The following is a 23,167-nucleotide window of genomic DNA, read 5'->3' as shown; positions in this document are numbered from 1 at the left end:
TCATCGGCCCGAGCAACGCGTCAGCCGGAGACGAGCCTTGCGGCCAGCGCCGCGACCAGGCCGGCGCGCGGCGCGTCGCCATAGGGCTGGGCCGGCGCCTTGCCCCAGACCGGGCCGGGCCAGGCCGGGTCGCCGCGGAACCGGGCGATGACATGGACGTGAAGCTGCGGCACCATATTGCCGAGCGCCGCCACGTTGAGCTTGTCGCAACGGGTCATGCCCCGCAGCACGTCGGAGGCGGCCGCGATCTCGTCCATCAGGGCGATACGGTCGGCCCGCGCCAGATCGGCGATTTCCACAGCCCCGTCGCGGCGCGGAATCAGGATGAGCCAGGGATAGGTGGCATCGTTCATCAGCCTGATATGACAAAGTGAAAGGTCGGTCACCGGCACCGAGTCGGCGGCCAGCCGCGGGTCGATATCGAGGTCGTGCGGTTCGGTGGTCATGGCAGATGCCTTTCGAATCGGCTTGAGTTCGGCGTCCCGACGCTCCATATAGACCCTGGGAGGTTGGCGGTGGACGAGACTCTCGCCAACCCGGTCAGGTCCGGAAGGAAGCAGCCGTAACGAGCCCGTTTCGGGTCGCGTGCCAGCCTCCCACTTCAACCCATGTCGAGCACGTTATGGATTCCACGCCCGAGAACGAACCCGGGTTCGATCTCGGGGTGACAGAGCCCGCGGCAGGCGCGAGCTACCGGGTGCTCGCCCGCAAATACCGCCCGCAGAGCTTCGAGGACCTGATCGGCCAGGAGGCCATGGTCCGGACCCTGTCGAATGCCTTCGACACCGGCCGGATCGCCCAGGCCTATGTGTTCACCGGCGTGCGCGGTGTCGGCAAGACCACCACCGCCCGCATTCTCGCCCGCGCGCTCAACTACGAGCTGCCCGGCGAAGTCGACAAGCCGTCGATCCATCTGGCCCGGCCCGGCATCCATTGCCAGGCGATCATGGAAGGCCGCCATGTCGACGTGATGGAAATCGACGCGGCCTCCCATACCGGTATCGACGACGTCCGGGCGATCACCGACGGCGCGCGCTACGCACCGGTCTCGGCCCGCTACAAGGTCTATATCGTCGACGAGGTCCACATGCTCTCGGAGAAGGCGTGGAACGCCTTCCTGAAGACGCTGGAGGAACCGCCGGCCCATGTGAAATTCATGTTCGCCACCACCGAGATCCGCAAGGTACCGGTGACCGTGCTGTCGCGCTGCCAGCGCTTCGACCTCCGGCGCGTCGACGCCGACGTGCTGGTGCGCCATTTGCAGACGATCAGCGGCAAGGAAAAGGTCGAGGTCGACGCCGACGCGCTCGGCCTGATCGCGCGCGCCGGCGAGGGCTCGGTGCGCGACAGCCTGTCGATCCTCGACCAGGCGATCGCCCATGGCGCCGGCAAGGTCAGCTCCGACGAGGTCCGCCGGATGCTCGGTCTCGCCGACCGGGCGCGCGTCATCGACCTGTTCGAGCACCTGATGTCGGGCAATGTCGCGGCGGCCATGGCCGAGCTGAAAAGCCAGTATGACGACGGCGCCGACCCGGAAATCGTGCTGACGGAACTCGCCGAATTCGTCCATTTCGTCACCCGCGTGAAGGTGGTGCCGCAGGCCGCCGACGATCTCTCGTTCAGCGAGACCGAGCGCGACCGCGGCCGCATCTGCGCGGCCAAGCTGTCGCATCGGGTGCTGACACGCGCCTGGCAGATGCTGATGAAGGGCATCGAGGAGGTCGGCCGCTCGCCGAAGCCCTTCGCCTCCGCCGATATGGTGCTGGTCAGGATCGCTTATGCCGCCGACCTGCCGACGCCGGACGAGGCGCTGCGCATGCTGGCCGACGGGGCGATGGGATCCGGCGCCGCGCCGGCGCCCCGCGCGCCGTCGGGCGGCAATCTCGGAAATGGCGGCAATATCAGCCAGGGTGGCGGCGGCGCGGCCAGCGCGGCGCTTGCCCCGCGGCTGCAGTCGGTCGCCATGCCGGAGCGCGCGCCAATCGCGATGCAGACGCCGATGCAGGCGCCCATGGCGCCGCCGGTCCAGGCCGGCATCGTGCTCGGCTCGTTTCCCGAGGTGGTCAAACTCGTCAATGACAAGCGCGACATCCTGCTCAAGGGCGCGCTCGAACGCGACGTGCATCTGGTGCGCTGCGAGGATGGGCGGCTCGACATCCGGCTGACGCGCCAGGCGGCCCCGACGCTGGCCGGCGACATCCAGAAGAAACTGTCCGACTGGACCGGCAAGCGCTGGATGGTCACGGTGTCCTCGGAGGAGGGCGAGCCGACCTTGCGCGAGCAGCAGGAGGCGGCCCAGGCCGATCGCGAACGCGGCGTGCGCGCGCATCCAACCGTCCAGGCCATCCTGGCGCGCTTTCCGGGTGCCGAGATCGTCTCGGTCCGGCCGCTGAACGATCAGACCGGCGGCGCGGTCGCGGCCCCCGTCGAGCCCGACGACGACGACGACAGCTGGGAGCCGGTGGCTCCCTGGGACGATGATTTCTGATTTGAGGATGACGCCATGAAAGACATCATGGGCTTGATGAAGCAGGCGCAGGCCATGCAGGCGAAGCTGCAGGAAGCGCAGGCCGACATGGAGCGCACCGAGGTCGAAGGCTCGTCCGGTGGCGGCCTGGTCAAGGTGCGGTTGACCGCCAAGGGCGACATGAGGGGCCTGTCGATCGACGCCTCGCTGTTGAAGGCGGACGAGAAGGAAATCGTCGAGGACCTGATCGTCGCCGCCCATGCCGACGCGCGCAAGAAGGCCGAGGTGGTGATGGCCGAACGCATGAAGGCGGTGACCGGCGGCCTGCCGCTGCCGCCGGGGATGAAACTGCCGTTCTGAGGCGGGGCGGGGTGGTCGTCGAGTGAGGGCCAGCGCTTTCACGTCACTCGGCACCAACGTCACCCCCGGCGAGCGAAGCTCGAAGGACGGCCGGCCGAATTGCAGTGTGGAGCACCTGCTTCGTCCCGATGCATTCCACCTCGCGAGCCTTTTTCGGCCCGCGAGAACCGACCTTCCCTTCGCCCGAGACGAGATCCGATGCAGAGACGTGTCACCGGCCCGGAGATCGAGCGGCTGATCCAGTTGCTGGCCAAGCTGCCGGGCCTCGGGCCCCGGTCGGCCAGGCGCGCCGCGCTGCACCTGGTCAAGAAGCGCGAGAGCCTGATGCAGCCGCTCACCGCGGCGCTGGAGGAGGCGCTGGCCAAAATCGTCATTTGCTCGACCTGCGGCAATGTCGACACCTCCGACCCCTGCACGGTGTGCAGCGATCCGCGCCGCGACGGCTCGGTCATCGTGGTGGTGGAAGACGTGTCGGATCTCTGGGCGCTGGAACGCGCCAGCGCCATCAACGCCAAATACCACGTGCTCGGCGGCACCTTGTCGCCGCTCGACGGCGTCGGGCCGCAGGACCTCAATATCGAGGGCCTGCTGACCCGGGTGCGCGAGGGCGGCGTACGCGAGGTGATCCTGGCGGTGAACGCCACGGTCGACGGGCAGACCACCGCCCATTACGTCACCGACCTGCTCGCCCATACCGACGTGAAGGTGACGCGGCTGGCGCATGGCGTGCCGGTCGGCGGCGAGCTCGACTATCTCGACGAGGGTACGATCACCGCGGCCATCCGCTCGCGCACCGCGTTCTGAACCAAGTCTTCACGGTATCAAGCGGTCACAGGATCAGGTCCCGGCGCGCCACCCGTGCCGCGGTCTCGCGCGCACCGGTGCGGAACAAGCTGTCGAGCGCCCGGGTCACCGGTTCGACGACGCGCGGATCGACCGCGAAATCGGCGCCGAAGATCTCGCGGGTCGCGAGCAGCGCCGGCGCGAGCCTCGCCGCCACCGGTCCGGCCTCGGCGGCGACCGCCTTGAGCCGGTCGGCCAGCGGATCACGCAGGTCGATGGCGACACCTGTCTCGTCCACCGCCGTCACGTAACGCATCCAGGCGGCGATGCCGAGCGCCATGACGCCGATCGGCTGGCCGAGCGCCAGCCGCTCGCGGGCCGGTCCGACGAGGCGCTGCGGCAATTTCTGCGAACCGTCCATGGCGATCTGCCAGGTGCGGTGGCGCAGCGCCGGATTGGCGAAACGCAGCCGGAGGTTCCGCTTGTAGTTTTCCAGGTCGAAACCCGGCAGCGGCCGCAAGGTCGGCGTCGCCTCGTCCATCAGACGGGTCACGACGCTCAGGATGCCGGCATCGGCAACGGCATCGGCGACCGTCTCATAGCCGGCGAGATAACCGAGATAGGCGAGCGTCGAATGAGCACCGTTGAGCAAGCGGAGCTTCATCAGTTCATAGGGCGCGACGTCGCCGACCATTTCGACGCCGCTGGCGGCGAGATCCGGCCGTCCCGCCGGAAAATGATCCTCCACCACCCATTGCCAGAATGGCTCGGCCACCACCGGCCAGGCATCGGCGACGCCGAGCGCGCCGTCGATCTCGACGCGGTCGGCATCGGTGGTCGCCGGCACGATGCGGTCGACCATGGTCGAGGGACAGGCGAGCTCGGCTTCGACCCAGTGGCCGAGATCGGCGTCGCGCAGGCCGGCAAAGCGCGTCAGCACCCGCTTCACGGTCTCGCCATTGGCCGGCAGGTTGTCGCAGGACAGCACGGTGAAGGGAGCATGGCCGGCACGACGGCGGCGGCGCAGCGCCTCGACCAGATAGCCCGGGGCCGAGCGCGGCAGGTCATGGGCGAGATCGTGCCTGATATCGGGATGATCCTCGGCGAGCGCACCGGTCGCCGGGTCGTGGCAATAGCCCTTTTCAGTCACCGTCAGGGAGACGATGCGCACCGCCGGGTCGGCGAGCCTCGCCAGCAGCCGTTCGGGATCTTCCGGCGCCACCAGCACCTTGGAGATCGCGCCGATCACCCGGAAACGGGTCGGTTCCGCCGAGCGGATGCCCAGCGTGTAGAGCCCATCCTGGGGCTTCAGCGCATCGCGGGTGTCGCCGGCGCGCAGCGACGCGCCGACAATGCCCCAGGCGGTTTCGCCGGCGGCCAGGCGATCGTCGATCACCACGGCCTGATGGGCGCGATGGAAGGCGCCGATGCCGAGATGGACGATGCCGGTGGAAACGGCGGTCCGGTCATAGGCGGGGCGGGCAATGCCGGCGGGAAGGCCGCCGAGACTCGCATCGGAGAGACGACTTGCATCGGAGAGACGGGTCACAGCCGGTAAGCCTTCTTCGCGAGGCCATAGGCGAGGTCATGCGCCAGGTCGCCGGCCTCGTCCTCGTCGAGCCGTCCGGACAGCACGAGTTCGGCGAGATGGGCGCAATCGACACGGCGGGCGACATCGTGGCGCGCCGGGATCGACGGGAAGGCCCGGGTGTCGTCGTTGAAGCCGACGGTGTTGTAGAAACCGGCGGTCTCGATCGCCAGGTCCTTGAAGCGCTTCATGCCTTCGACCGAATCGTAGAACCACCAGGGCGGCCCGAGACGCAGCGCCGGATAGTGTCCGGCGAGCGGCGCGAGCTCGCGCGAATAGGCGGTTTCGTCGAGGGTGAACAGGATGATGGTCAGGCCGGGCTCGTTGCCGAAGGCGTCGAGCAGCGGCTTCAGGGCGCCGACATAGTCGGTGGGCCCTGGAATATCGGCGCCCATGTCGCGGCCGAAACGGGCAAAGACCTGGCTGTTGTGATTACGCCGCGAGCCCGGATGGATCTGCAGGACCAGTCCGTCGTCGAGGCTCATGCGCGCCATTTCGGTGAGCATCTGGCCACGGAACAGGTCGGCCTCGTCGGCGCCGGCCTCCCCCGTGACGATGCGATGGAACAGGCGCTCGATCTCGACCGGGCCGAGATTGGCCGTCCGCGCCGAGGGATGACCGTGGTCGGAGGCGGTGGCGCCATGGGCCTTGAAAAAGGCCCGGCGCTTGCGATGGGCGGCGAGATAGCCGGTCCAGGTCGCGGTGTCCTCGCCGGTAATCTCGCCGAGCTTCCTGACATTGTCGCGGAAGCCCTCGAAATCGGGATCGACCACCGCGTCAGGACGGTAGGTGGTGACGACGCGGCCGGTCCAGCCGGACGCGGCGATCTTGGCATGCCATTGGAGATCGTCGAGCGCGCCTTCGGTGGTGGCGATCACCTCGATGTCGAAGGTCTTGAACAGGGCCCGCGGCCGGTAAGCGGGCGTCTGCAGCGCCGCGGCGATGCGCTCATAGGCGGCATCGGCATTGGCGGCCGAGAGCCGCTCGTCGAGACCGAACAGGGCGGCGAAGGCATGGTCGAGCCAGAGCCTGGTCGGGGTCGCCCGCAGCAGGTGATAATGGCCGGCGAACAATCGCCAGATCTTGCGCGGATCGGTCTCGACGGCCGAACCGTCCTTGGCGGCGATGCCGAGCGCCTCCATCGGCACGCCCTGCGAATAGAGCATGCGGAACACGTAGTGATCCGGGATGACGAAGAGCCTGGCCGGATCGGCGAAGGGTTCGTCCTCGGCATACCAGCGCGGGTCGGTATGGCCATGGGGCGAGATGATCGGCAGCTCGGCGACGCTGTCATAGAGCCGCCGGGCGACCGCCCGGGCCTCGGGTTCGATCGGCAGCAGCCGATCCGGCGAACAGATGCGGCTTGCAGCGGGCGGCAGCCTCAGCGGCGTCATGCGACCTCCTCAGCGGGCTCGTTCGGCCCGACGATGATCATTTGGACATGGGTGAGATGGGCGAGCATGGCGGCGCGTGCCGCCGCCGGATCACGGCGCGCCAGCGCGGCGACGACCGCCTGGTGATCGGCAAGCGTCATCCGGCGGTTCTCCGGCAGGCCGGTGCGCGCCGAGACCACTTCGAACAAGGGCGAGAACATCCGGTCCCACAGCCCTTCGACGATCGACACCAGCACGGTATTGCCGGTCGCCCGGGCAATGGCGACGTGAAAGGTCCGGTCGACGGTCTGGCTGGCGCGGTGATCGGGGCTCGCGGCGAGCTCGGCGATCAAGGCCTCGAGCGCCGCGACATCGGCGGGAGAGCCAAGGGCCGCGGCGAGCGCCGCGATTTCCGGCTCGATCAGGCGCCGGGCCTGGATCAGCTCATGCGGGCTCGGCCCGGCATCGAAGGCGACAACGCGCGACGGCGGCGCCTCGCTGACCGTGATGCCCGAACCGGTCCTGACCTCGACCAGGCCGGCGATCTCCAGCGCGATCATCGCCTCGCGCACGGTCGGGCGGCTGACGCCGAACATGCGGGCGAGTTCGCGTTCCGCCGGCAGCCGCTCGCCCGGTTTCAGGTCGCCACGGGCAACGAGATCGGCGACCTGGCGGGCGACGCGCTCATAGAGCCTGTCCTGATCAACGGCTTGAAACGGCGACACCAGGGTCTCCCGACGTGAGCCGGGCAAGCTAATGGGGCGCCGCGATTTGTCAAATGGTCAGGTGGTAAGGCCAATTTTCAAGAGGGCGCAGCGCAGCCTGACGAGCCATGCCTCGCGGCAGAGCCGCGGCCGGCTCATGGGTGATCTGATGCTGCGTTCGGAGGAGCTCGGGCACCGGAAGAAATTCGCGCGCTTGCCCGGCTCTCGACCCAAGCGATGCCCTTGCGCGCTTTCAAGCCGTCTCGGCCCGCACCCGCTTGCCCGGCCCGGCCACCGGCACGACGCTTTCGCCTTCGCCCAGCCGGACGAAGACATAGTCGCAGCGGCCGTCGTCGATGATCTGCACGCGATGGATGACGCCCTTGCCGAAAAAGCCGAAATCCCCCGCCGACATGATCGACGACTTGCCGGCATCGCCCCAGTCGATGCGGCAGCGGCCGGAGGTCAGATACATGATGCTGTCGTAATTGGCGTGGTGGTGCCATTGGCCCGGCTCGTCGCGGGCCGTGACGTCGCAATAGCCGACCCAGATGTCGTCATTGACGAAGGCCTTCTCGCGCAGCTGGCCGCGCGTGACCGGGCCCGGCTCGCGCTGGTCGGGCCGCACGAAGATGAGATCGTCGGGGAACATGTCGGGCCCCGGACCGCTGCGAACGCGCGGTCCCGGCTGGTCGACCGCGACGACGCTCTCACCCTCGCCCAGCCGGACGAAGACATAGTCGCAGCGGCCGTCGTCGATGATCTGCACGCGGTGGATGACGCCCTTGCCGAAAAAGCCGAAATCGCCGGCCGCCATGATCGCCGACTTGCCGGCATCGCCCCATTCGATGCGGCAGCGACCCGACATCAGATACATGATGCTGTCGTAATTGGCGTGGTGATGCCATTGGCCGGGCTCGTCGCGGGCGGTGATGTCGCAATAGCCGACCCAGATGTCGTCATTGACGAAGGCCTTTTCGCGCAGCTGGCCGCGCGTGATGGGCCCCGGCTCGCGCTGGTCCGGCCGAACGAAGATCAGGTCGTCCGGGAACATCGAATGGGCTGCAAACATGGAATCGCTCATGGTCCACCTTGGCGTCGAAAGAGCCGGGGTCACGGAAGCGCAGGCAGCCGGCGGCGCACAGGACCACTTTCGACGACCCCGCTGGTCCACCTCCGCGATACCCGACGATGGCCGCGGCCTGCGACTGGTCTTGTCGCTCAACGCAAACCGGTCATGTGTCGGCCGGAAGACGGCTCCTAACATGACCTGGCTGCGGCAACGGCCGGCAGGTCGCCGTGAACCCCCGGCATGAGACGGCTGCCTGCCGATGAAATGCCCCGAGACGTCAAGGGCCTGGTCGGTGAAAGATGCACGCCATATTCCGCAGCATTCCGCTTTCGGCCGGGTCGGTCACGCGGCAGCTCACCGCTGGAATTCGCGACAAGATCACCGGCGGCCATATCCCGATTCATACCCGCATGCCCTCGCAGCGGGCGCTTGCGAAACTGCTCGGCGTCTCGCGTGGCGTCGTCGTCACGGTCTATGAACAGCTGATGATCGACGGCCTGCTGGTCTCCCGGAACGGCTCGGGGACCTTCGTCGATTTCGACTACCGGCCGAAGGTCGAAGCGCCGCGGATTCGCTATTCCGGCCGGATCGCGAGCTTCCACGAGCATTCGCGCGACGCCGCGCGTTCGACCGGCACATTATTGCTGCCGGGCAACAACCATCCCGATCTGTTTCCGCTGATGCAATGGCGGGCGGCCGAGCGCCTCGCCGAGAACGCGGCGCGCTCGGTGCGCACCCATCGGACCGACACCCTGTGGCAGATCAAATCCTTCGTCAGCAGCCGGCTCAGGATATCCAGCAACGTTCATGCCCATCCCGACAACATCCTTGTGACCAAGGGGACGTGGCCGTCCCTGTCCTTGCTCGGCATGGCGCTGGCAAACCCGGGAGAACGCTGCGTCGTCGAGGACCCCGGACATCCCATGTCCTGCGCGGCCCTGCGATTTTCTGGCCTCGACATCGTCCCCGTCGGTAGCGACGCCGAGGGGCCTCTGCCGTTCGACCTCGATCCGGCCGGCGTCCGAATGATCCTCACCGCATCGGCCGTTCAGTTTCCAACGGGAACGCGGGTCAGCCTCGACCGAAAACGGCAGATCGTCGCCTGGGCGCGCGCTCATCGCATCATGATCGTGGAGGATGACTACGAAGGCTGCCTGGGCGTCTATACCGAGAACCGAGCCCCCTACTATTCGCTGATCGAGCAAGGCGGCGCGATCTATGTCGGCTCGCTGAGCAAGTTCTTTTCCTACCGCAACCAGCTGGGGTTTCTGCTCGCTCCGAAAGACATCGTCGATACCTTGCAAAACCTTCAGTCGTTCCTTGGCCTGTCGCCCGAGAGCGGCTCCTTGTCGGTCATGGCCGAATTCATCGGCCGGGGTTTCATGGACGACCATATCGACAATGTCAGAACCAAGATGGCCGAACGGAAGAAGCTGTTCTTCGACGCATGGCGAGAGGCCGATCTGGCGCCGGGCGAGCACTTTTCCGATAGCCCCGGCATTCACGTCACGATCCCGAGCCTAGCGGCCAGCGGCGGCTTTCGACACAGAGGTCAGGGATCGCCCGGTGGCATTCTGGGCGCCAGGAATGTCGGCGAATACTCCATGACGGGACGTCACACCGGCAAACTGGCCATCGGCCTGTCGAAGATCACTGCCCGCAATATCCATTTCATCATCGCTCAGCTGGCCCGGCGCTACGCGAGGTCATGACGACGCGTGACTGCGACTGCGTGCAATGGGCCGGCCACTGTCGGCCGCGGCTCGGGCGGCATGGCCGGTCCGGTCGGCAAAAGTGGTCCTGTGCAAGGCCTGCCAGCCGGTCTGAGATCGTGCGGAACAGGCCTGCCTGCCCGGAGGACCCCCATGTTGAGCCGTCGTTCCCTTCTGTCGGTCGCGGCAGCCTCGGTGGTGGCGCCGGCCGTCGCGCAGTCGACACGCGAGAAAACCCTGAAGTTCGTGCCGCAGGCGGGTCTCTCCTCGCTCGACCCGATCTGGACGACCGCCGCGGTCGTCCAGAACCACGGCTTCTACGTCTTCGACACGCTTTATGGGCTTGATGCCAAATTCAACGTCGTCCCTCAGATGGCGGCGGGACATGGCGTCTCCGACGACAAGCTGACCTGGACGGTGACGCTGCGCGACGGGCTGACCTTCCATGACGGCGCAACGGTCCGCGCCATCGACTGCATCGCCAGCCTGAAACGCTGGGCGGCGCGCGACGTGCTCGGCCAGTTGCTCGCGGCAACGGTCAACGAATGGATCGCCAGGGACGACAAGACGCTGGTCATCCGGCTCAAGCAGCCCTTCCCGCTGATGCTGTTCGCCCTGGCGAAACCCGCGACCAACGTGCCGTTCATCATGCCCGAGCGTCTGGCGATGACCGACCCCCTGAAACAGATCACCGAGATGGTCGGCTCCGGCCCCTATCGTTTTCTCGCCGAGGACTTCGTGTCCGGCACGCGCGCGGCCTATGCGAAGTTCGCGGGCTACCGCCCGGCTCCGGGAAGCCCTGAGCGAACCTCCGGCGCCAAGATCGCGCATTTCGAGCGGATCGAATGGACCGCCATGCCTGACAGCGCCACGGCGCTCGCGGCGCTCCAGACCGGCGAGATCGACTGGTGGGAGCAGGTGCTCGCCGACACGGTGCCGCTGTTGAAACGCAACCGCAACATCGTCGTCGGCGACGGTGATCCGAACGGTTATATCGGCGTCGTCAGGTTCAACAGCGCGCAGGCGCCGTTCAACAACGCCAAGCTGCGCGAAGCGGTGCTGCGCGCCGTCAACCAGGCCGATTATCTCGGCGCGATCACCAATAACGACCCGACCGCCTACCAGACCTGCCATACCACCATTCCATGCGGCACGCCCTATAGCGTCACGCCGGCCAGCAGTGGGATGTCCGAGGCGCCGGATCTCGCCCGTGCCCGCGAACTGGTCAAGGCATCGGGGTATGATGGCGAAAAGATCGTCATCCTGAACCCCGCGGACTTCCCGACGATCCGGCCGATGGGCCAGATCACCCATGACACGCTGTCGAAACTCGGCCTCAATTCGGAGCTTCTGGAGACCGACTGGGGTACGGTGCTGCAGCGGCGCGGCAGCCGCGAGCCGGCGGACAAGGGTGGCTGGAGCATTTTCCACACCTGGTTCCAAGCGGTCGGCAATACCTTGCCGCCCATGCTCAGCTACACGCGCGGCCAGGGTGCCGCCGGATGGTTCGGCTGGTATGAAAGCAAGACTGCCGAGACGCTGAACCAGCAATGGCTGGCGGCCAGCACCGAGGAGGAACGCCTCAAGCTGGCAGGCGATATCCAGAACGTCGCGGCACAGGAGGCACCCGTCGTGCCGCTCGGCCTGTTCAAGATCCGCACGGCCTATCGCAACAGCCTCACCGGCATGGTCGAGGGCGTCAGCCCGTTCCCCTGGGGCGTTCGCCGCGTCTGAGCGGCGAGAGCGAGGCTCGTCTTTGATCGCGAGGTTGCGCTGCCGCCTGGTCCCGGCGCGTCGGCGATCTTGACAGTTCGTTTTGCGTTGTGCGTATATCGCTCTTATGTGCGCTTAGTGCACAATGAACATCAAGAGCGATGGACGCCCCGATGCAGATCTATTTCCACGAGACGCTCGATCCGGTGCGCGCGCCGGGCGCGCATAGCCGCTATCTCGACCAGCTCGGCGAGATCGTGCATCGCGAGGGCAATGCGGAGGGGTCCGCCGGCGGCGAATTGATCGCCATGTGGATCCCGATCTTCCTGACCGGCCATTGGCCGCAAATGGTGTCGTTCTGGCAGGGGCCGGGCAGTTGGGACGGTTTCGGCGCCCATTTCGACAGCCACCAGGACCTGTTCCACAAGCCGTTGGAACGCTGGTATGGCGAGCGCAGCGGCGGCTTCGACCGCGTGCTGGTCGGTACCGACTATACCCCGACACGCGAGGCGCTGATCGAAAGCGGCCGGCGCGCGCCGGTGGTGCTGCACCAGACCATTCGCTTGAAACCGGGCGGGGCCGCCGGCTATCTCGCTCGCCTCGGCGAGGCGCGTCAGGCCATCGGCACGGCCTATGGTTTCAGCCTGCTCGGCGCCTATGAGGTCGCCTTCCGCAATGGCGGCGAAGTCATTCTGCTCTGGTCCTTCCCCGACGTCCTGTCGGTGACGCGGGCCGAATCCCGGCCTGAGGATTTTCCCGCATGGGCCGCCTGGATCCGGCAGTCGCACGAGCTCGAACAGGATCATGTCGGCGTGGTCATGCGGCCGACCGACTGGTCCTTCGTGAAGTGACCGCCCCGCCTCCGACCGGAACGACAGCAATGGGAGATGATGCGATGAACAGGCGCAATATGGTCGTCGGCGGCCTCGGCCTGACCACCCTCGCGGGCGATGCGACGGCGCAGCCGAGCGCGCCGCGGCGCGCGCCGATCGTGCTGGTGCACGGCGCCTGGCACGGCGGCTGGTGCTGGTCGCGCGTCAAGCCGCGGCTCGCCGCCGCCGGCCACCCGGTCAGCAGCCCGACACTGACCGGGCTCGGTGAAAGACGGCATCTGATCTCGCGATCCGTGGTGCTCGACACCCATATCCAGGACGTGGTGCAGCATATCGAGAACGAGGAGCTGAACGACGTCGTGCTGGTCGGCCACAGCTATGGCGGTTTCGTCGTCACCGGTGCCGTCGAACTCCTGGGCGCACGGGTATCGCATCTCATCCTGCTCGACGCCTTCTTTCCGCTCGATGGCGAGACGGTGAACACATATGCCGGCGAACAAGCGACCATCGAGCGCAACGCCAAGGCCGTCCTCGACCCCAACTGGAACATCCCGCCGCTCGGCGCCGCCGCTTTCGGTGTCACCGACAAGGCCGACGCCGCCTGGGTCGATGGCCGGACAAGCGCACAGCCGTTCGGTACCTATGCCCAGCCGATCCGCCTGCCGAAGGGCGTCGGTCACCTGGCGCGCCGATCCTATATTTCCTGCGACGACCCCGGCGTGGCGTTCTTCGAGGCGACGCGAAACCGGATCAAGGCCGACCCATCCTGGCATTTTGCCGGATTGAAGGCGCCGCATGACGCGATGGTCACCCATCCGCAGCTGCTTTCGGATACGCTGCTGCAGCTGATCGCCTGAGGTGGTGCACGTGACACCCGCTTCCGCTACCAATCCGCCGCGCCTCTTATCGCTGGCGCATCTGACCGTCATCGATGCCGGACCGGTCGAACTGATCCGGGCCGCCGCCGCCGGCGGCTTCGACCACGTCGGCCTCAGGATCGTCGCCCCCACCCCTTCCGACCGGATCGTGCCCGTCATCGGCGATGAGGCGATGATCCGCGCGGTCCTGGCTGAAATGGCGGCGACCGGCGTCGGCATCCTCGACGTCGAGGCGATCTGGCTGACGCCGGACACGGATCCCGCCGCCTTCATGGCCATCGCCGAAACCGCCGCCCAGCTCGGCGCGGCCCAGGTGCTGGCCATCGGCCATGACCCGGAGCGGCATCGGCTGGTCGAGAACTTCGCCAGGCTCGCGGAAACCGCGCGCGCCCATGGCCTCGGCACGCAGCTCGAATTCATTCCCTATTGCGTGATCAACAGCATCGCCGCGGCGCAGGCGGTGATCGATGCCGCCGGCATCCCCGGCACCGGCGTCATGGTCGACGCGCTGCATCTCGCGCGCTCGGGCGGCAAGGCCGCCGATCTCGCCGCCATTGCGCCCGACAGCCTCCGCTATATCCAGCTTTGCGACGCCCGCCGCGATCCGCCCTTTCCCGACGACCTGCGCCGGGAGGCGCGCGGGGACCGGTTCTATCCGGGCGACGGCGACCTCGATCCCGCCGGCCTGCTCGCGGTCCTGCCGGCCTGCATGCCGCTCAGCATCGAGGCCCCGGTGGCAGCTCACGCCGGACTTTCGGTCATCGAACGCGCCCGGCTTTGCGGCGAGCGCACCCGTGCCACGCTCGAGGCGCTCGGCCAGCGCTGACAGGCCGGCGCCGTCAATCGACGCGCAATCCGAGCTCGCGGATCAGCCCGCCCCAGCGCACCGTCTCGGCGGCGATCAGCGCGCCGAACTGCTGCGGCGTGCCGCCGATCGGCTCGATGCCGAGCAGGGCCAGCTTCTGGCGAACATCGGGCGCCTGAAGCGCCACATTGATCGCCGCGTTCAGCCGCCTGACCAGGGCCGGATCGGTGCCGGCGGGCGCCAGGATGCCGAACCAGCCGGTGACGTCGAAACCCGGCCGGACCGCCTCCGCGACGGTCGGCACGTCGGGCAGGATGCTCGATCGCGTGGCGGTGCTGACCGCCAGGGCCCTGAGATCACCCGAGTTCAACAGCCCGACGGCGCCCGACAGCGTGTCGAACTGGAAGTCGATGACATTGCCCATCAAGGCGACATTGGCCGGACCCGAGCCGGGAAAATTGATGACGACCGCGTCGAAGCCGACCTCCTTGCGCAGCAGCATGGCCGAGAGCGCCGTCAAGGTCGCGCCGCCACCGCCGGTGCCGAAATTGAGCTTGCCCGGATTGGCGCGGGCGGCATCGAGCAGGTCCTGCAAGGTCCGGTAGCGCGACTTGCCGTTGACCAGCACGACGATCGGCGACTGGGCGAGCGCGATGACCGGCGCGAAATCCTTCTGGTTGTCGAAGCTCAGATTGGGATAGAGCGCCGGCGCGCCGGCATGGCCGCTGGTGACCAGCAGCAAGTTGGCGCCGTCCGGCTGGGCCTTGGCGACCGCCGCGGCGGCAAGCGTGCCGCCGGCACCCGCCCGGTTGACCACCACGACGGTCTGGCCATTGGTTTCGCGCAGCTTTTCGGCGACCACCCGGGCCAGGACATCGGCCGGGCCGCCGGCGGCAAAGCCGACATGCAAATTGATCGGGCGGTTGAGCAGCGGTTGCTGCGCCGGCGCCGGGGCGGGCGCCAGAACGAGCCCGAGCAAGGTCGCGGCGGCGAAGCGGATCATGGCGAGTTTCCTCATGGCTTTCGTCGGTTTCTTGTTGGGATATCAGGCATTGCGGCGCAGAAACGGCACCAGCAGTGCCAGCACATCGTCGGGCGCTTCCTCGGCCTGCAAGTGGCCGGCATCGACGGCGGCGCCCTCGACCTGGTCGGCCCAGCCTCGCCAGATATCGGCGGGTGTCTCGCCGGTTTCGTGGCGGCCGGCCTCCCAGGTGACCAGCACCGGGCAACCGAGCTTACGTCCCGCCGCGCGGTCGGCCTTGTCGTGGTCGTGGTCGATTGTCGCGGCCGCGCGGTAGTCGTTCATCATGGCATGGCGGACGGCCGGGCGCCGGATCGCTGCGCGATAGGCCGCGACCGCCTCGGGCGCCAGCCTGTCACGATAGCGGGTCATCTTGCGCAAGGTGCGGTCGAGGAAATCGTCGGGATCGGCGCCAATGAAACGCTCCGGCAGGTCGAAGGCCTGGGCGAACAGGAACCAGTGCCACGCCCCCATGGCGAAGCCCATGTCGACCCGCTGCCAGACGTCGATGGTCGGCACGACGGTGAGCGACACGAAGGCCCTGACATCGGCGGGGCGGTCCAAGGCCAGACGGTAACCGACCCGGGCGCCGCGATCATGGGCGACCACGGCGTAGCGATCGAAGCCGAACCGCGCCATGACCGCGACCTGGTCCAGCGCCAGGGCCCGCTTCGCCATGCTTTCCGGCCCCGCGACGTGAACCGAGACGGTGCTGTCGCCATAACCGCGCAGATCCGGCGCGACGACGGTGAAATCGCGCGCCAGCACCGGCGCGATCCGGTGCCAGGCCATATGGGTCTGCGGATAGCCGTGCAGCAGCAGGACCGGCGGGCCGGAGCCGGCGATGGCGACCCGGATCGCGGCCTCGCCGGTCTCCACCGTATGATAGGCAAATCCATCGAGCATGGCGGGCCTGCGGGCTCAAAGTTGCGGCGGCGGCCGATAGCCGCGCCGGCTGCCCGGCGTCAGCGCGCCGAAGCGCGGCCAGCGGATCGGCGCGCCGACATCGTCGAGCAACGCCTGCAGGTCGGCGAGCCGGCCGGCATCGGCCCGCACCGCGCGTGGCGGCAGGCCGTGTTTCACGGCATAGGCCGCCAAGGTCCCGACCGCCTCCCCGATGCTCCACTCGACCACATGGACCCGGTAGGCGCCGCTGGTGATGCGCGTGGTGCCGAGATTCTTGCAGGCCGGCAGCAGGTTTTCGACACGCACCGGGATGAGCGCGCCGAGCGGGATCTCGAAGGGATAGCTGTCGATGTCGACGGTGTCGCGGGCCCGGGTGGTCGGCGGATGCAGGTCGATGCGATAAGCACCGATGCCGACGCTGTCGAAGAAGCTCTCGGCGGCGGTCGCGCCCGGCCGCGCGGCGACGCCGATATGCTGCTCCCTGACGGTGAACTCGGCTCTGATCCGGCGGCCCTCGCGGTAATAGACCTGCTTGGCCAGGCCATCCGACGTGCCGAGCACGTCGCCGCGCGGGCGCAGGCCCGGATAGCCGTAGCCCCGGTCGTGGCGTGGCGCCTCGGTCTGCATCCAGTAGAGGAAGGACAGGCTGAACTGCCGGCACTCTTCGAGCGCCGCGTCGCGTGCTTCCGGCGAGACGCCGATGACCGGCTTCAGCCAGTAATCCATCTGCGGCCAGTTCGCGAGCGTGATGTCGCTTGCATAAGTGCCGGGCTCGAAGCTGCGCCGGCAGGCGATGCGGCGGGCATGCCAGAGATCGAACAGATAGTCCTCGTCGCTGTCGCCGGCGAACAGGGCGCGTTTCAGCGGCTGATGGGTGACATGGTTGCTGACCGTCCAGTCGAACTGCCGGTTCGGCCAGAAATCGAGCTTCAGGTCGCGGAACTCGGCATAACGCGCCGGGCGGGTGATGGTGTGGTCCTCACCGGGCAAATGGTCCATGGCGAAACACCAGGTCAGCGCCTGCTGGTCCATGGGATCGGCGACCTGCAAGGCGTGCAATTCGCCGGTCTCGGCGGCGGATTCGGCGCCGATGACATGCTCGACCCCGGCAAGTTCCAGAAGTTCGCCGGTTTCGGTGGCGTCGACCACCAGCACGGCCTCGATGTCGATGTGCCCACCGGTCTCGAGGTTGCGGAAGGTCAGGCCGGAGATGCGGTCGCCGTCCCGATGGGCGGTGACCGCCGCGTGCCGGCGCAACACGGTGAGCCGGCCGGCGCTTTCATAGGGCGCCAGCATGTCGTCGATGACCCGGACCGCCACTTTCGGCTCGTGGCAAAGCGTGCCGACATTGCCCATGCCGGGATTGAAGGGAGCGCGGCCGCGAGCTTCCGCCGTCACCGGATAATGGGTGAGGTAGTAGTCGCGGATCAGCCGGCGAAAGCGGGAATAGCTGCGCGAACCGACATCGAGTTCGACCCAGGGATGCTCGTCGAGCGGCACGCCCTGGGCGGTCAACTGGCCGCCGAGCCAATCGAGTTCCTCGACCAGGACGACCCGGCGACCGAGGCGCGCGGCCGCCAGCGTCGCCGAGACACCACCGAGACCGCCACCGACAACAAGCACGTCCGTGCGCATGAAACAAACCTCTCCCGCCGGACGCCGGGTGTCCCGCGCGGCCGCTGCATTGTTGCCGCTTCTCTCATCGTGCTAGAAGCGCATTTGTGCGATATATATACAAACGTGCGTTCTGCGCACAAGAGGAAATTCCGATGACGAACGAGACCGCCTCGCCACCCGCCCCTGCCCTGTCCGGCCGGACCACCGTCCTGACCATTATCGGCCACCCCATCGCGCAGGTCCGCTCGCCTGTGACCCTCAATCCGGAATTCCGCCGCACCGGGGTCGATGCGGTACTCGTGCCGGTCGACCTGGAGCCGGCGGCACTGCCGGGGTTCATCACGGCGCTGCGCGGCTGGCGCAATGCGCCGGGCTGCATCGTCACCGTGCCGCACAAGATGCCCTGCGCCGGCCTCGTCGACGACCTGACCAACCGGGCCCGCCTGCTCGGTGCCGTCAACATGATCCGGCGCCGGCCCGACGGCCGGCTCGCCGGCGACATGAGCGACGGTCCGGGCTTCCTGAAAGCGCTCGCCAATGGCGGCTTCGATCCGGCGGCCAAGAACGCCGTGGTGTTCGGCGCCGGTGCCGTCGGCCGCGCGCTGCTGCTCAGCCTAACCGAGGCCGGTGTCAACCGTATCGCCTTCCACGAACCCGACGACGCCAGGCGCGCGGCGCTGGTCGCTCTGGCCGAGGCCGCCGGCGTCACGGATCGCTTCAGCACCGATGTCGGACCGGATCTCGGCGGTTTTCAGCTCGCGATCAATGCAAGCCCGGTGGGCATGGGCGCGGATGGACGCCTGCCCTTCGACCCCGCGAGCCTGCCGCGCGACGCGCTGGTCGCCGACGTCGTCACCGAACCGGTCGAGACGCCGCTGCTCAGGGCGGCACGCGCCCATGGCTGCCGTGTCCAGACCGGGCTCGCCATGTCGGACGCCCAGGTCGCCATGCAGATTGCCTTTTTCGACCTCGGGCCGGTCGGCTGAGCCCTTTTTGCTCAGCCTGTCCCAAGCGCCAGGGCGGGACGGGCCCGATGCCATGGGGTCGCGTCCTGGAACAGGCCGGCGGCGCGCAGCAAGAGCGCGTCGCCACCGCGCCGCGCCATCATCTGCAGCCCGATCGGCATGACGTCGCGGGTCGAGCCCGCCGGCAGGGACAAGGCGGGAAGCCCGGCGAGATTGGCGGGAGCGGTGAATTGCGGATGATCGAGAAAGCCGAGGGTCGAAAGCGATGCAAGGTCCGGCGCGGGCCGCGCCGAGGTCGGCGTCACCAGGATGTCGACATCGTCGAAGGCCCGGTCCAGGGCGGCGGTGAGCTCCAGGCGCAGGACGCGTGCCTCATCCGCCGCGATCGGCAGCCGCGTAGGCCCATCCTGTAGCCGGCTCCTCAACGTTGCGCCGAACAGCTCCGGACGGGTTGCCAGCGCCTCGCCATGGATCGCCCGTGCCTCGTCCATGAGAATGGCGAAACAGGCCGAGTGATAGTCGCCGAGCGGTGGCAGGACGACCTCCCGCACGACGGCGCCGAGCGCGCGAAACTGATCGACCGCGCGGGCAAAGGCCAGGCCGGTCTCGCGATCGACGGGCGGCGTGCCGGCGAGCCACGGCATCGGCAGGCCGATGCGCGGCATGCCATCCCGACGCGGCGGAGCCGGTTCATCCACGGGATCGGCAAGCGCCGCGAACAGCGCCGCGACATCCTCGGCCGAACGGGCGAACAGGCCGCAATGGTCGAGCGACGGCGCCAGGGGCGCGATGCCGTCGAGCGGGATCCGGCCGTAGCTCGGCTTGAAACCGACGACGCCGCAAAAACCCGCCGGCGCGCGGACCGATCCACCGCTGTCGGTGCCGAGCGCCGCCGGCACGAGACCGGCCGCCACCGCGACCGCCGAACCGCTCGACGAGGCGCCGGTCCAGCGTGCGCGGTTCCACGGGTTCAATCCCGGTACGGGGCGATCCGGCTCCACCGTGCCGAAGGCCAGTTCATAGGTGGCGAGCTTGCCGATGAGCACCGCGCCCGCCGCCCTCAGGCGCGCCGACACGGTGGCATCCGCGATCGCCGGCGCATCGCAACCCGCCAGGGAGCCGTGGCGGGTCGGCTGCCCCCTGACGTCGATCATGTCCTTGATGCCGATCGGGACGCCATGGAGCGGGCCAAGCCGCGCGCCGCCGCGCACCGCTCGCCGCGCGGCGATCGCGGCACGCCGCGCCTCCGCCTCGTCCAGGTGGACGAAAGCGCCCAGCTGATTGTCCAATGCTTGGATGCGGACCAGGTGCGCATCGAGAATCGCGACCGGATCGAGCTTGCCCGCCGCGATCAGGCGGGCGGTCTCGACCAGGCCGAGATCGGTCAGCGCAGCACCGGCCGGACCGGCCGGAACCGGCATGCTGCTCACTTGACGAAAACCAGCGACAGGCCGGGAACCAGCACGGTGACGGCGAGCACGGCCAGCATGATGGCGATGAACGGCATGACCGCGCGGCAGATCAAGCCGAAGCTTTCCTTGAAAGCCGCCGTCGCCACGATCAGGTTGATCGCCACCGGCGGCGCCACATAACCGACCTGCAGGTTGACGATGACGATGATGGCGAAATGGATGGGGTCGAAGCCATAGGCCGCGCCGAGCGGCGCGATCAGCGGCGCGAAGATGACGATGGCGGAGCCCTCGTCCATCAGGGCGCCGGCGATCAGCAGCAGGACATTGATGGCCAGGATCATCGCCCAGGGGTCGTGCACGATCGTCTGGGCCATGTCGACGAGGGCCTTCGGCACGCCCTCATAGTCCAGGATGACATTCAGGCTGCCGGCGACCGCCAGCAGCGGCAGCATGTTGCCGAGCAGCTTGACGGTCTCGACCGCGATATCCTTGATGTCGCCGAGCTTGACCTCGCGATGGACCGCAAGCTCCACCAGCAGGGCATAGATCACCGAAAGCGCCGCGGATTCGGTCACCGTGAAGCGGCCGGAATAGATGCCGCCGAGCAGGATCACCGGCATCAGGATGGCGGTCACCCCGGTCCGGGTCGCGATCAGCAGCTCGCGCCAGTCGAAGGGCGTCGTCGCGCGGCTCCAGCCGATGACCACGGTATAGAGGCAGAGCGCGGCGGTCAGCAGCAGGCCCGGTCCCCAGCCGGCCTTGAACAGGTCGGTGATCGAGATATTGGTGGTGATGCCGTAGAGCACCATCAGGATGCTCGGCGGGATGATGATGCCGAGCGTGCCGCCCGAGCAGAGCATGCCGAGCGAATAGTGCTTGCCGTAGCCGTTGGCGATGAGCGCCGGATACATCAGCGTGCCGATCGCCAGCATGGTGACGACCGACGAGCCCGAGATCGCCGAGAAGGCGGCCATGGCGAGCACGCTGGCGATGCCGAGACCGCCCGGGATCCAGGAGGTCAGCGCGACCATGACCCGCACCAGCCGGCCGGCAATGCTGCCGCGCGACATCAGCACGCCGGCGAACATGAACATCGGGATCGACAGCAGGACCTCCCTGTCGACGGTGAACCAGAGGTCCTGGACCAGATATTCGACCGAGCTGCCACGGGCGAGAAAGGCATGGACGAAGGCGACCGCCACCGCGACGGTCAGGATGACGTTCTGGCGCAGCACCAGAAGGCCAAGGATGAGGGCGGGAAGGGCTGCGGCCATCATGGCGTCGGCTCCAGTTCGGCCGGCCGCAAGTCCGGGATGAGCGCAAAGATCAGGTAGCGAAGGCCGGCCGAGATGAACATCCAGGGCAGAACGATCTGGAACGGCCAGACCGGCACGCCGAGCGACAGGGCCTGCTCGTTCTGGACATAGGTCTGGGCGACATAGAGCAGCGACCAATAGGCGAAGGCTGCGCAGATGACGAAGGACAGGCTGTCGGCGATGCGCTCGATCGATGGTTCGAGCCAGGCCGGCAGGAGCTTGTCGAGCAGGTTCACACGCATATGAGCGCCAGCCGCCGTGCACAGGCCAAAACCGATCAGGCCGGCAATGGCGGTGGCATAGACGGCGGCGCGCAGCGCACCGAACAGGCCCTGGCCGAACAGTTCGCGGCCGACGACGTCGGCGAACAGGATCGTCGCCACCGCCAGGAGGGCCGCGACCGCGATGGCGGATTCGAGCCAGAAGAGTGCCGCGAGGACGCGGCGGGCCGTTGCGACCATGACGTCGCCCCCTTGTAAGAGAGATTTGAGATGTGGGCCGGGTGGCCGGGCGGCTAAGAGCGGGTCGCGGCGAAATCGCGCCGACCGGCCTGGACAGCCTCGAAGAAGGCCGCCGAGGGCGCTCCGAGGCCGCCGACGAAAGTCTGCTGGCGGGGAGCGATGGCAGCGATCCAGCCGCGCCGCTCCTCCTCGCTCAGCGCGTGGATGCTGCCGCCGGTGGTGCGGAACTTCCCGGCGAGCTCGGCCTCGGACTGCTCGAACTCGCGGTTCAGCGTCTCGAGCGTCGGCAGGCCTGCGAGCACCCCCGCCTTCTGCGCCGCCGAGAGCTTGTTCCAGGCGGCGAGGTTCACGACCACCCCGCTGAAATTATAACCGTGACGGGTCAACGTGTAATGCGGCGTGCTGACCGCCGCGGGCGAGGCGACGTAGAAGGTGAAGGGCAGGTCGGCGCCCTCGACCAGGCCCTGCTCGAGCGCCGAGAACAGCTCGCCGATCGGCAGCTGCACCGGGTTGGCGCCGAGGCTCGACCAGAAGAACTGCGAGGCCGGCGCCGGCGAGGCGCGGATCTTGCGGCCGCGCACGTCGGCTGGCGATGTGAGGGCGGTCCTGGTGGCCACATTGACCCAGCCGCCGGCGGCGAAACCGACCAGCGCCAGGCCCTTCGCCTCCAGCAGCGGGCGCAGGCGATCGGCCAGGCGGTTGCGGATCACCCATTCCGCCTCGGCCTCGGTCTCGAACAGGAACGGCGTCAGCAGCACGCCGGCCTCGGGCACGATGGCGCCGAGCGCGATCATCGAGATGATGCCGCCCTGCAGGCGGCCGCGCGCGATCTGCTGCAGCGCCTCCTGCTCGCTCGATACATATTGGAAGGCCGACTGCACCGCGCCGGCGCTGGCGGCGCCGATCTTGAGCGCGATACGTTCGTGATGCTCGCGCAGGATGCCGGTCGAGGGCGCCGCGGAGGCGATCCGCCAGTGCTCCTGCCCATGCGCCCCGGAAATGCCTGAAGCCAGGGCGCCTGCCGCGCCGAGAGCCGGCAATGCACGGATCACCGCGCGCCTCGATATCCGCATGAACCTTCTCCTCTGAGGGGGACGGCTGCTGGCCGCCGCTTGGTCTTTTTGAGCGCTTAGCGCTCATTTGTGCGTTATATAGCAAAATAGAATCGTCCGTCAAACGGA

21 protein-coding genes and 1 other RNA gene are annotated in these 23,167 nt (G+C 67.9%); 10 read left to right on the top strand and 12 right to left on the bottom strand.

From position 1 onward, the window contains the following. Positions 1 to 20: 20 nt before the first annotated feature. Positions 21 to 446 (bottom strand): HIT domain-containing protein, encoded by a 426-nt coding sequence (locus AC07WJ_RS13420; RefSeq protein WP_494935091.1) that lies wholly within the window; start codon positions 444 to 446, stop codon positions 21 to 23. A 58-nt stretch (positions 447 to 504) separates the two neighbouring features. Between AC07WJ_RS13420 and ffs the strand changes: the two genes are divergently transcribed. The 4 genes from ffs to recR all read left to right on the top strand — a co-directional run bounded on the left by ffs (position 505) and on the right by recR (position 3,631). Then, positions 505 to 600: signal recognition particle sRNA small type (gene ffs, locus AC07WJ_RS13415), an RNA gene on the top strand. 22 nt (positions 601 to 622) lie between these two features. After that, positions 623 to 2,488: a DNA polymerase III subunit gamma/tau gene (locus AC07WJ_RS13410; protein WP_494935090.1), complete on the top strand. Its 1,866-nt coding sequence runs from the start codon at positions 623 to 625 to the stop codon at positions 2,486 to 2,488. A 15-nt stretch (positions 2,489 to 2,503) separates the two neighbouring features. Further along, complete coding sequence (locus tag AC07WJ_RS13405) at positions 2,504 to 2,827, top strand: YbaB/EbfC family nucleoid-associated protein (RefSeq protein WP_494935089.1); 324 nt, start codon at positions 2,504 to 2,506, stop codon at positions 2,825 to 2,827. A gap of 198 nt (positions 2,828 to 3,025) precedes the next feature. Next, complete coding sequence (recR, locus tag AC07WJ_RS13400; RefSeq protein WP_494935088.1) at positions 3,026 to 3,631, top strand: recombination mediator RecR; 606 nt, start codon at positions 3,026 to 3,028, stop codon at positions 3,629 to 3,631. 25 nt (positions 3,632 to 3,656) lie between these two features. On the opposite strand, the gene AC07WJ_RS13395 is transcribed toward recR, so the two are convergent. The 4 genes from AC07WJ_RS13395 to AC07WJ_RS13380 form a co-directional block, all read right to left on the bottom strand. Further along, positions 3,657 to 5,159: a mannitol dehydrogenase family protein gene (locus AC07WJ_RS13395; RefSeq protein ID WP_494935087.1), complete on the bottom strand. Its 1,503-nt coding sequence runs from the start codon at positions 5,157 to 5,159 to the stop codon at positions 3,657 to 3,659. Beyond that, positions 5,156 to 6,592 carry a glucuronate isomerase gene (uxaC, locus tag AC07WJ_RS13390; RefSeq protein ID WP_494935086.1) on the bottom strand — a complete coding sequence of 479 codons (1,437 nt, stop codon included), beginning with the start codon at positions 6,590 to 6,592 and terminating at the stop codon, positions 5,156 to 5,158. Before uxaC ends, AC07WJ_RS13395 begins: the two co-directional genes overlap by 4 nt. After that, positions 6,589 to 7,296: a FadR/GntR family transcriptional regulator gene (locus tag AC07WJ_RS13385; RefSeq protein WP_494935085.1), complete on the bottom strand. Its 708-nt coding sequence runs from the start codon at positions 7,294 to 7,296 to the stop codon at positions 6,589 to 6,591. Before AC07WJ_RS13385 ends, uxaC begins: the two co-directional genes overlap by 4 nt. Before the next feature lie 232 nt (positions 7,297 to 7,528). Continuing rightward, positions 7,529 to 8,359 carry a cupin domain-containing protein gene (locus AC07WJ_RS13380; RefSeq protein WP_494935084.1) on the bottom strand — a complete coding sequence of 277 codons (831 nt, stop codon included), beginning with the start codon at positions 8,357 to 8,359 and terminating at the stop codon, positions 7,529 to 7,531. Positions 8,360 to 8,646: 287 nt separating this feature from the next. Between AC07WJ_RS13380 and AC07WJ_RS13375 the strand changes: the two genes are divergently transcribed. The 5 genes from AC07WJ_RS13375 (at position 8,647) to AC07WJ_RS13355 (ending at position 14,309) form a co-directional block, all read left to right on the top strand. Next, complete coding sequence (locus AC07WJ_RS13375; RefSeq protein ID WP_494935083.1) at positions 8,647 to 10,059, top strand: aminotransferase-like domain-containing protein; 1,413 nt, start codon at positions 8,647 to 8,649, stop codon at positions 10,057 to 10,059. 153 nt (positions 10,060 to 10,212) lie between these two features. Further along, the gene (locus AC07WJ_RS13370; protein ID WP_494935082.1) at positions 10,213 to 11,793 is read left to right on the top strand and encodes an ABC transporter substrate-binding protein; all 1,581 of its coding nucleotides are present in this window, start codon (positions 10,213 to 10,215) and stop codon (positions 11,791 to 11,793) included. A 152-nt stretch (positions 11,794 to 11,945) separates the two neighbouring features. Next, positions 11,946 to 12,623 (top strand): hypothetical protein, encoded by a 678-nt coding sequence (locus tag AC07WJ_RS13365; protein ID WP_494935081.1) that lies wholly within the window; start codon positions 11,946 to 11,948, stop codon positions 12,621 to 12,623. A gap of 44 nt (positions 12,624 to 12,667) precedes the next feature. Then, a complete protein-coding gene (locus tag AC07WJ_RS13360) occupies positions 12,668 to 13,462 on the top strand; it encodes an alpha/beta hydrolase (protein ID WP_494935080.1) in 795 nt (264 codons plus the stop codon). A 10-nt stretch (positions 13,463 to 13,472) separates the two neighbouring features. Then, positions 13,473 to 14,309: a sugar phosphate isomerase/epimerase family protein gene (locus AC07WJ_RS13355; protein ID WP_494935079.1), complete on the top strand. Its 837-nt coding sequence runs from the start codon at positions 13,473 to 13,475 to the stop codon at positions 14,307 to 14,309. A 13-nt stretch (positions 14,310 to 14,322) separates the two neighbouring features. Here AC07WJ_RS13355 and AC07WJ_RS13350 read toward each other — a convergent pair whose 3' ends face one another. Genes AC07WJ_RS13350 through AC07WJ_RS13340 form a run of 3 tightly spaced genes read right to left on the bottom strand, consistent with a single transcriptional unit; the run spans position 14,323 to position 17,850 of the window. After that, positions 14,323 to 15,291 (bottom strand): tripartite tricarboxylate transporter substrate-binding protein, encoded by a 969-nt coding sequence (locus tag AC07WJ_RS13350; RefSeq protein WP_494935078.1) that lies wholly within the window; start codon positions 15,289 to 15,291, stop codon positions 14,323 to 14,325. Positions 15,292 to 15,333: 42 nt separating this feature from the next. Beyond that, a complete protein-coding gene (locus AC07WJ_RS13345; RefSeq protein ID WP_494935077.1) occupies positions 15,334 to 16,215 on the bottom strand; it encodes an alpha/beta fold hydrolase in 882 nt (293 codons plus the stop codon). 15 nt (positions 16,216 to 16,230) lie between these two features. Beyond that, complete coding sequence (locus AC07WJ_RS13340) at positions 16,231 to 17,850, bottom strand: FAD-dependent oxidoreductase (protein WP_494935076.1); 1,620 nt, start codon at positions 17,848 to 17,850, stop codon at positions 16,231 to 16,233. Between the two features lie 134 nt (positions 17,851 to 17,984). Between AC07WJ_RS13340 and AC07WJ_RS13335 the strand changes: the two genes are divergently transcribed. Then, positions 17,985 to 18,818, top strand: a complete 834-nt coding sequence (locus AC07WJ_RS13335) for a shikimate dehydrogenase family protein (protein WP_494935075.1) — start codon at positions 17,985 to 17,987, stop codon at positions 18,816 to 18,818. Between the two features lie 11 nt (positions 18,819 to 18,829). Here AC07WJ_RS13335 and AC07WJ_RS13330 read toward each other — a convergent pair whose 3' ends face one another. The 4 genes from AC07WJ_RS13330 to dctP are packed head-to-tail and all read right to left on the bottom strand — an operon-like array spanning position 18,830 to position 23,059. Next, the gene (locus AC07WJ_RS13330) at positions 18,830 to 20,218 is read right to left on the bottom strand and encodes an amidase (protein ID WP_494935074.1); all 1,389 of its coding nucleotides are present in this window, start codon (positions 20,216 to 20,218) and stop codon (positions 18,830 to 18,832) included. A gap of 5 nt (positions 20,219 to 20,223) precedes the next feature. Continuing rightward, on the bottom strand, positions 20,224 to 21,486 hold the full coding sequence (locus AC07WJ_RS13325; protein WP_494935073.1) for a TRAP transporter large permease: 1,263 nt from the start codon (positions 21,484 to 21,486) through the stop codon (positions 20,224 to 20,226). After that, a complete protein-coding gene (locus AC07WJ_RS13320) occupies positions 21,483 to 21,986 on the bottom strand; it encodes a TRAP transporter small permease (protein ID WP_494935072.1) in 504 nt (167 codons plus the stop codon). Before AC07WJ_RS13320 ends, AC07WJ_RS13325 begins: the two co-directional genes overlap by 4 nt. Before the next feature lie 53 nt (positions 21,987 to 22,039). Then, positions 22,040 to 23,059 carry a TRAP transporter substrate-binding protein DctP gene (gene dctP, locus AC07WJ_RS13315; protein WP_494935071.1) on the bottom strand — a complete coding sequence of 340 codons (1,020 nt, stop codon included), beginning with the start codon at positions 23,057 to 23,059 and terminating at the stop codon, positions 22,040 to 22,042. Between the last annotated feature and the right edge of the window lie 108 nt (positions 23,060 to 23,167).

The sequence above is a fragment of the Phreatobacter sp. GW821-FHT04C01 genome (genome assembly GCF_059420385.1).
Note: the sequence above shows the minus strand (reverse complement) of the source record. Positions and strands in the feature narration are given on the sequence as shown.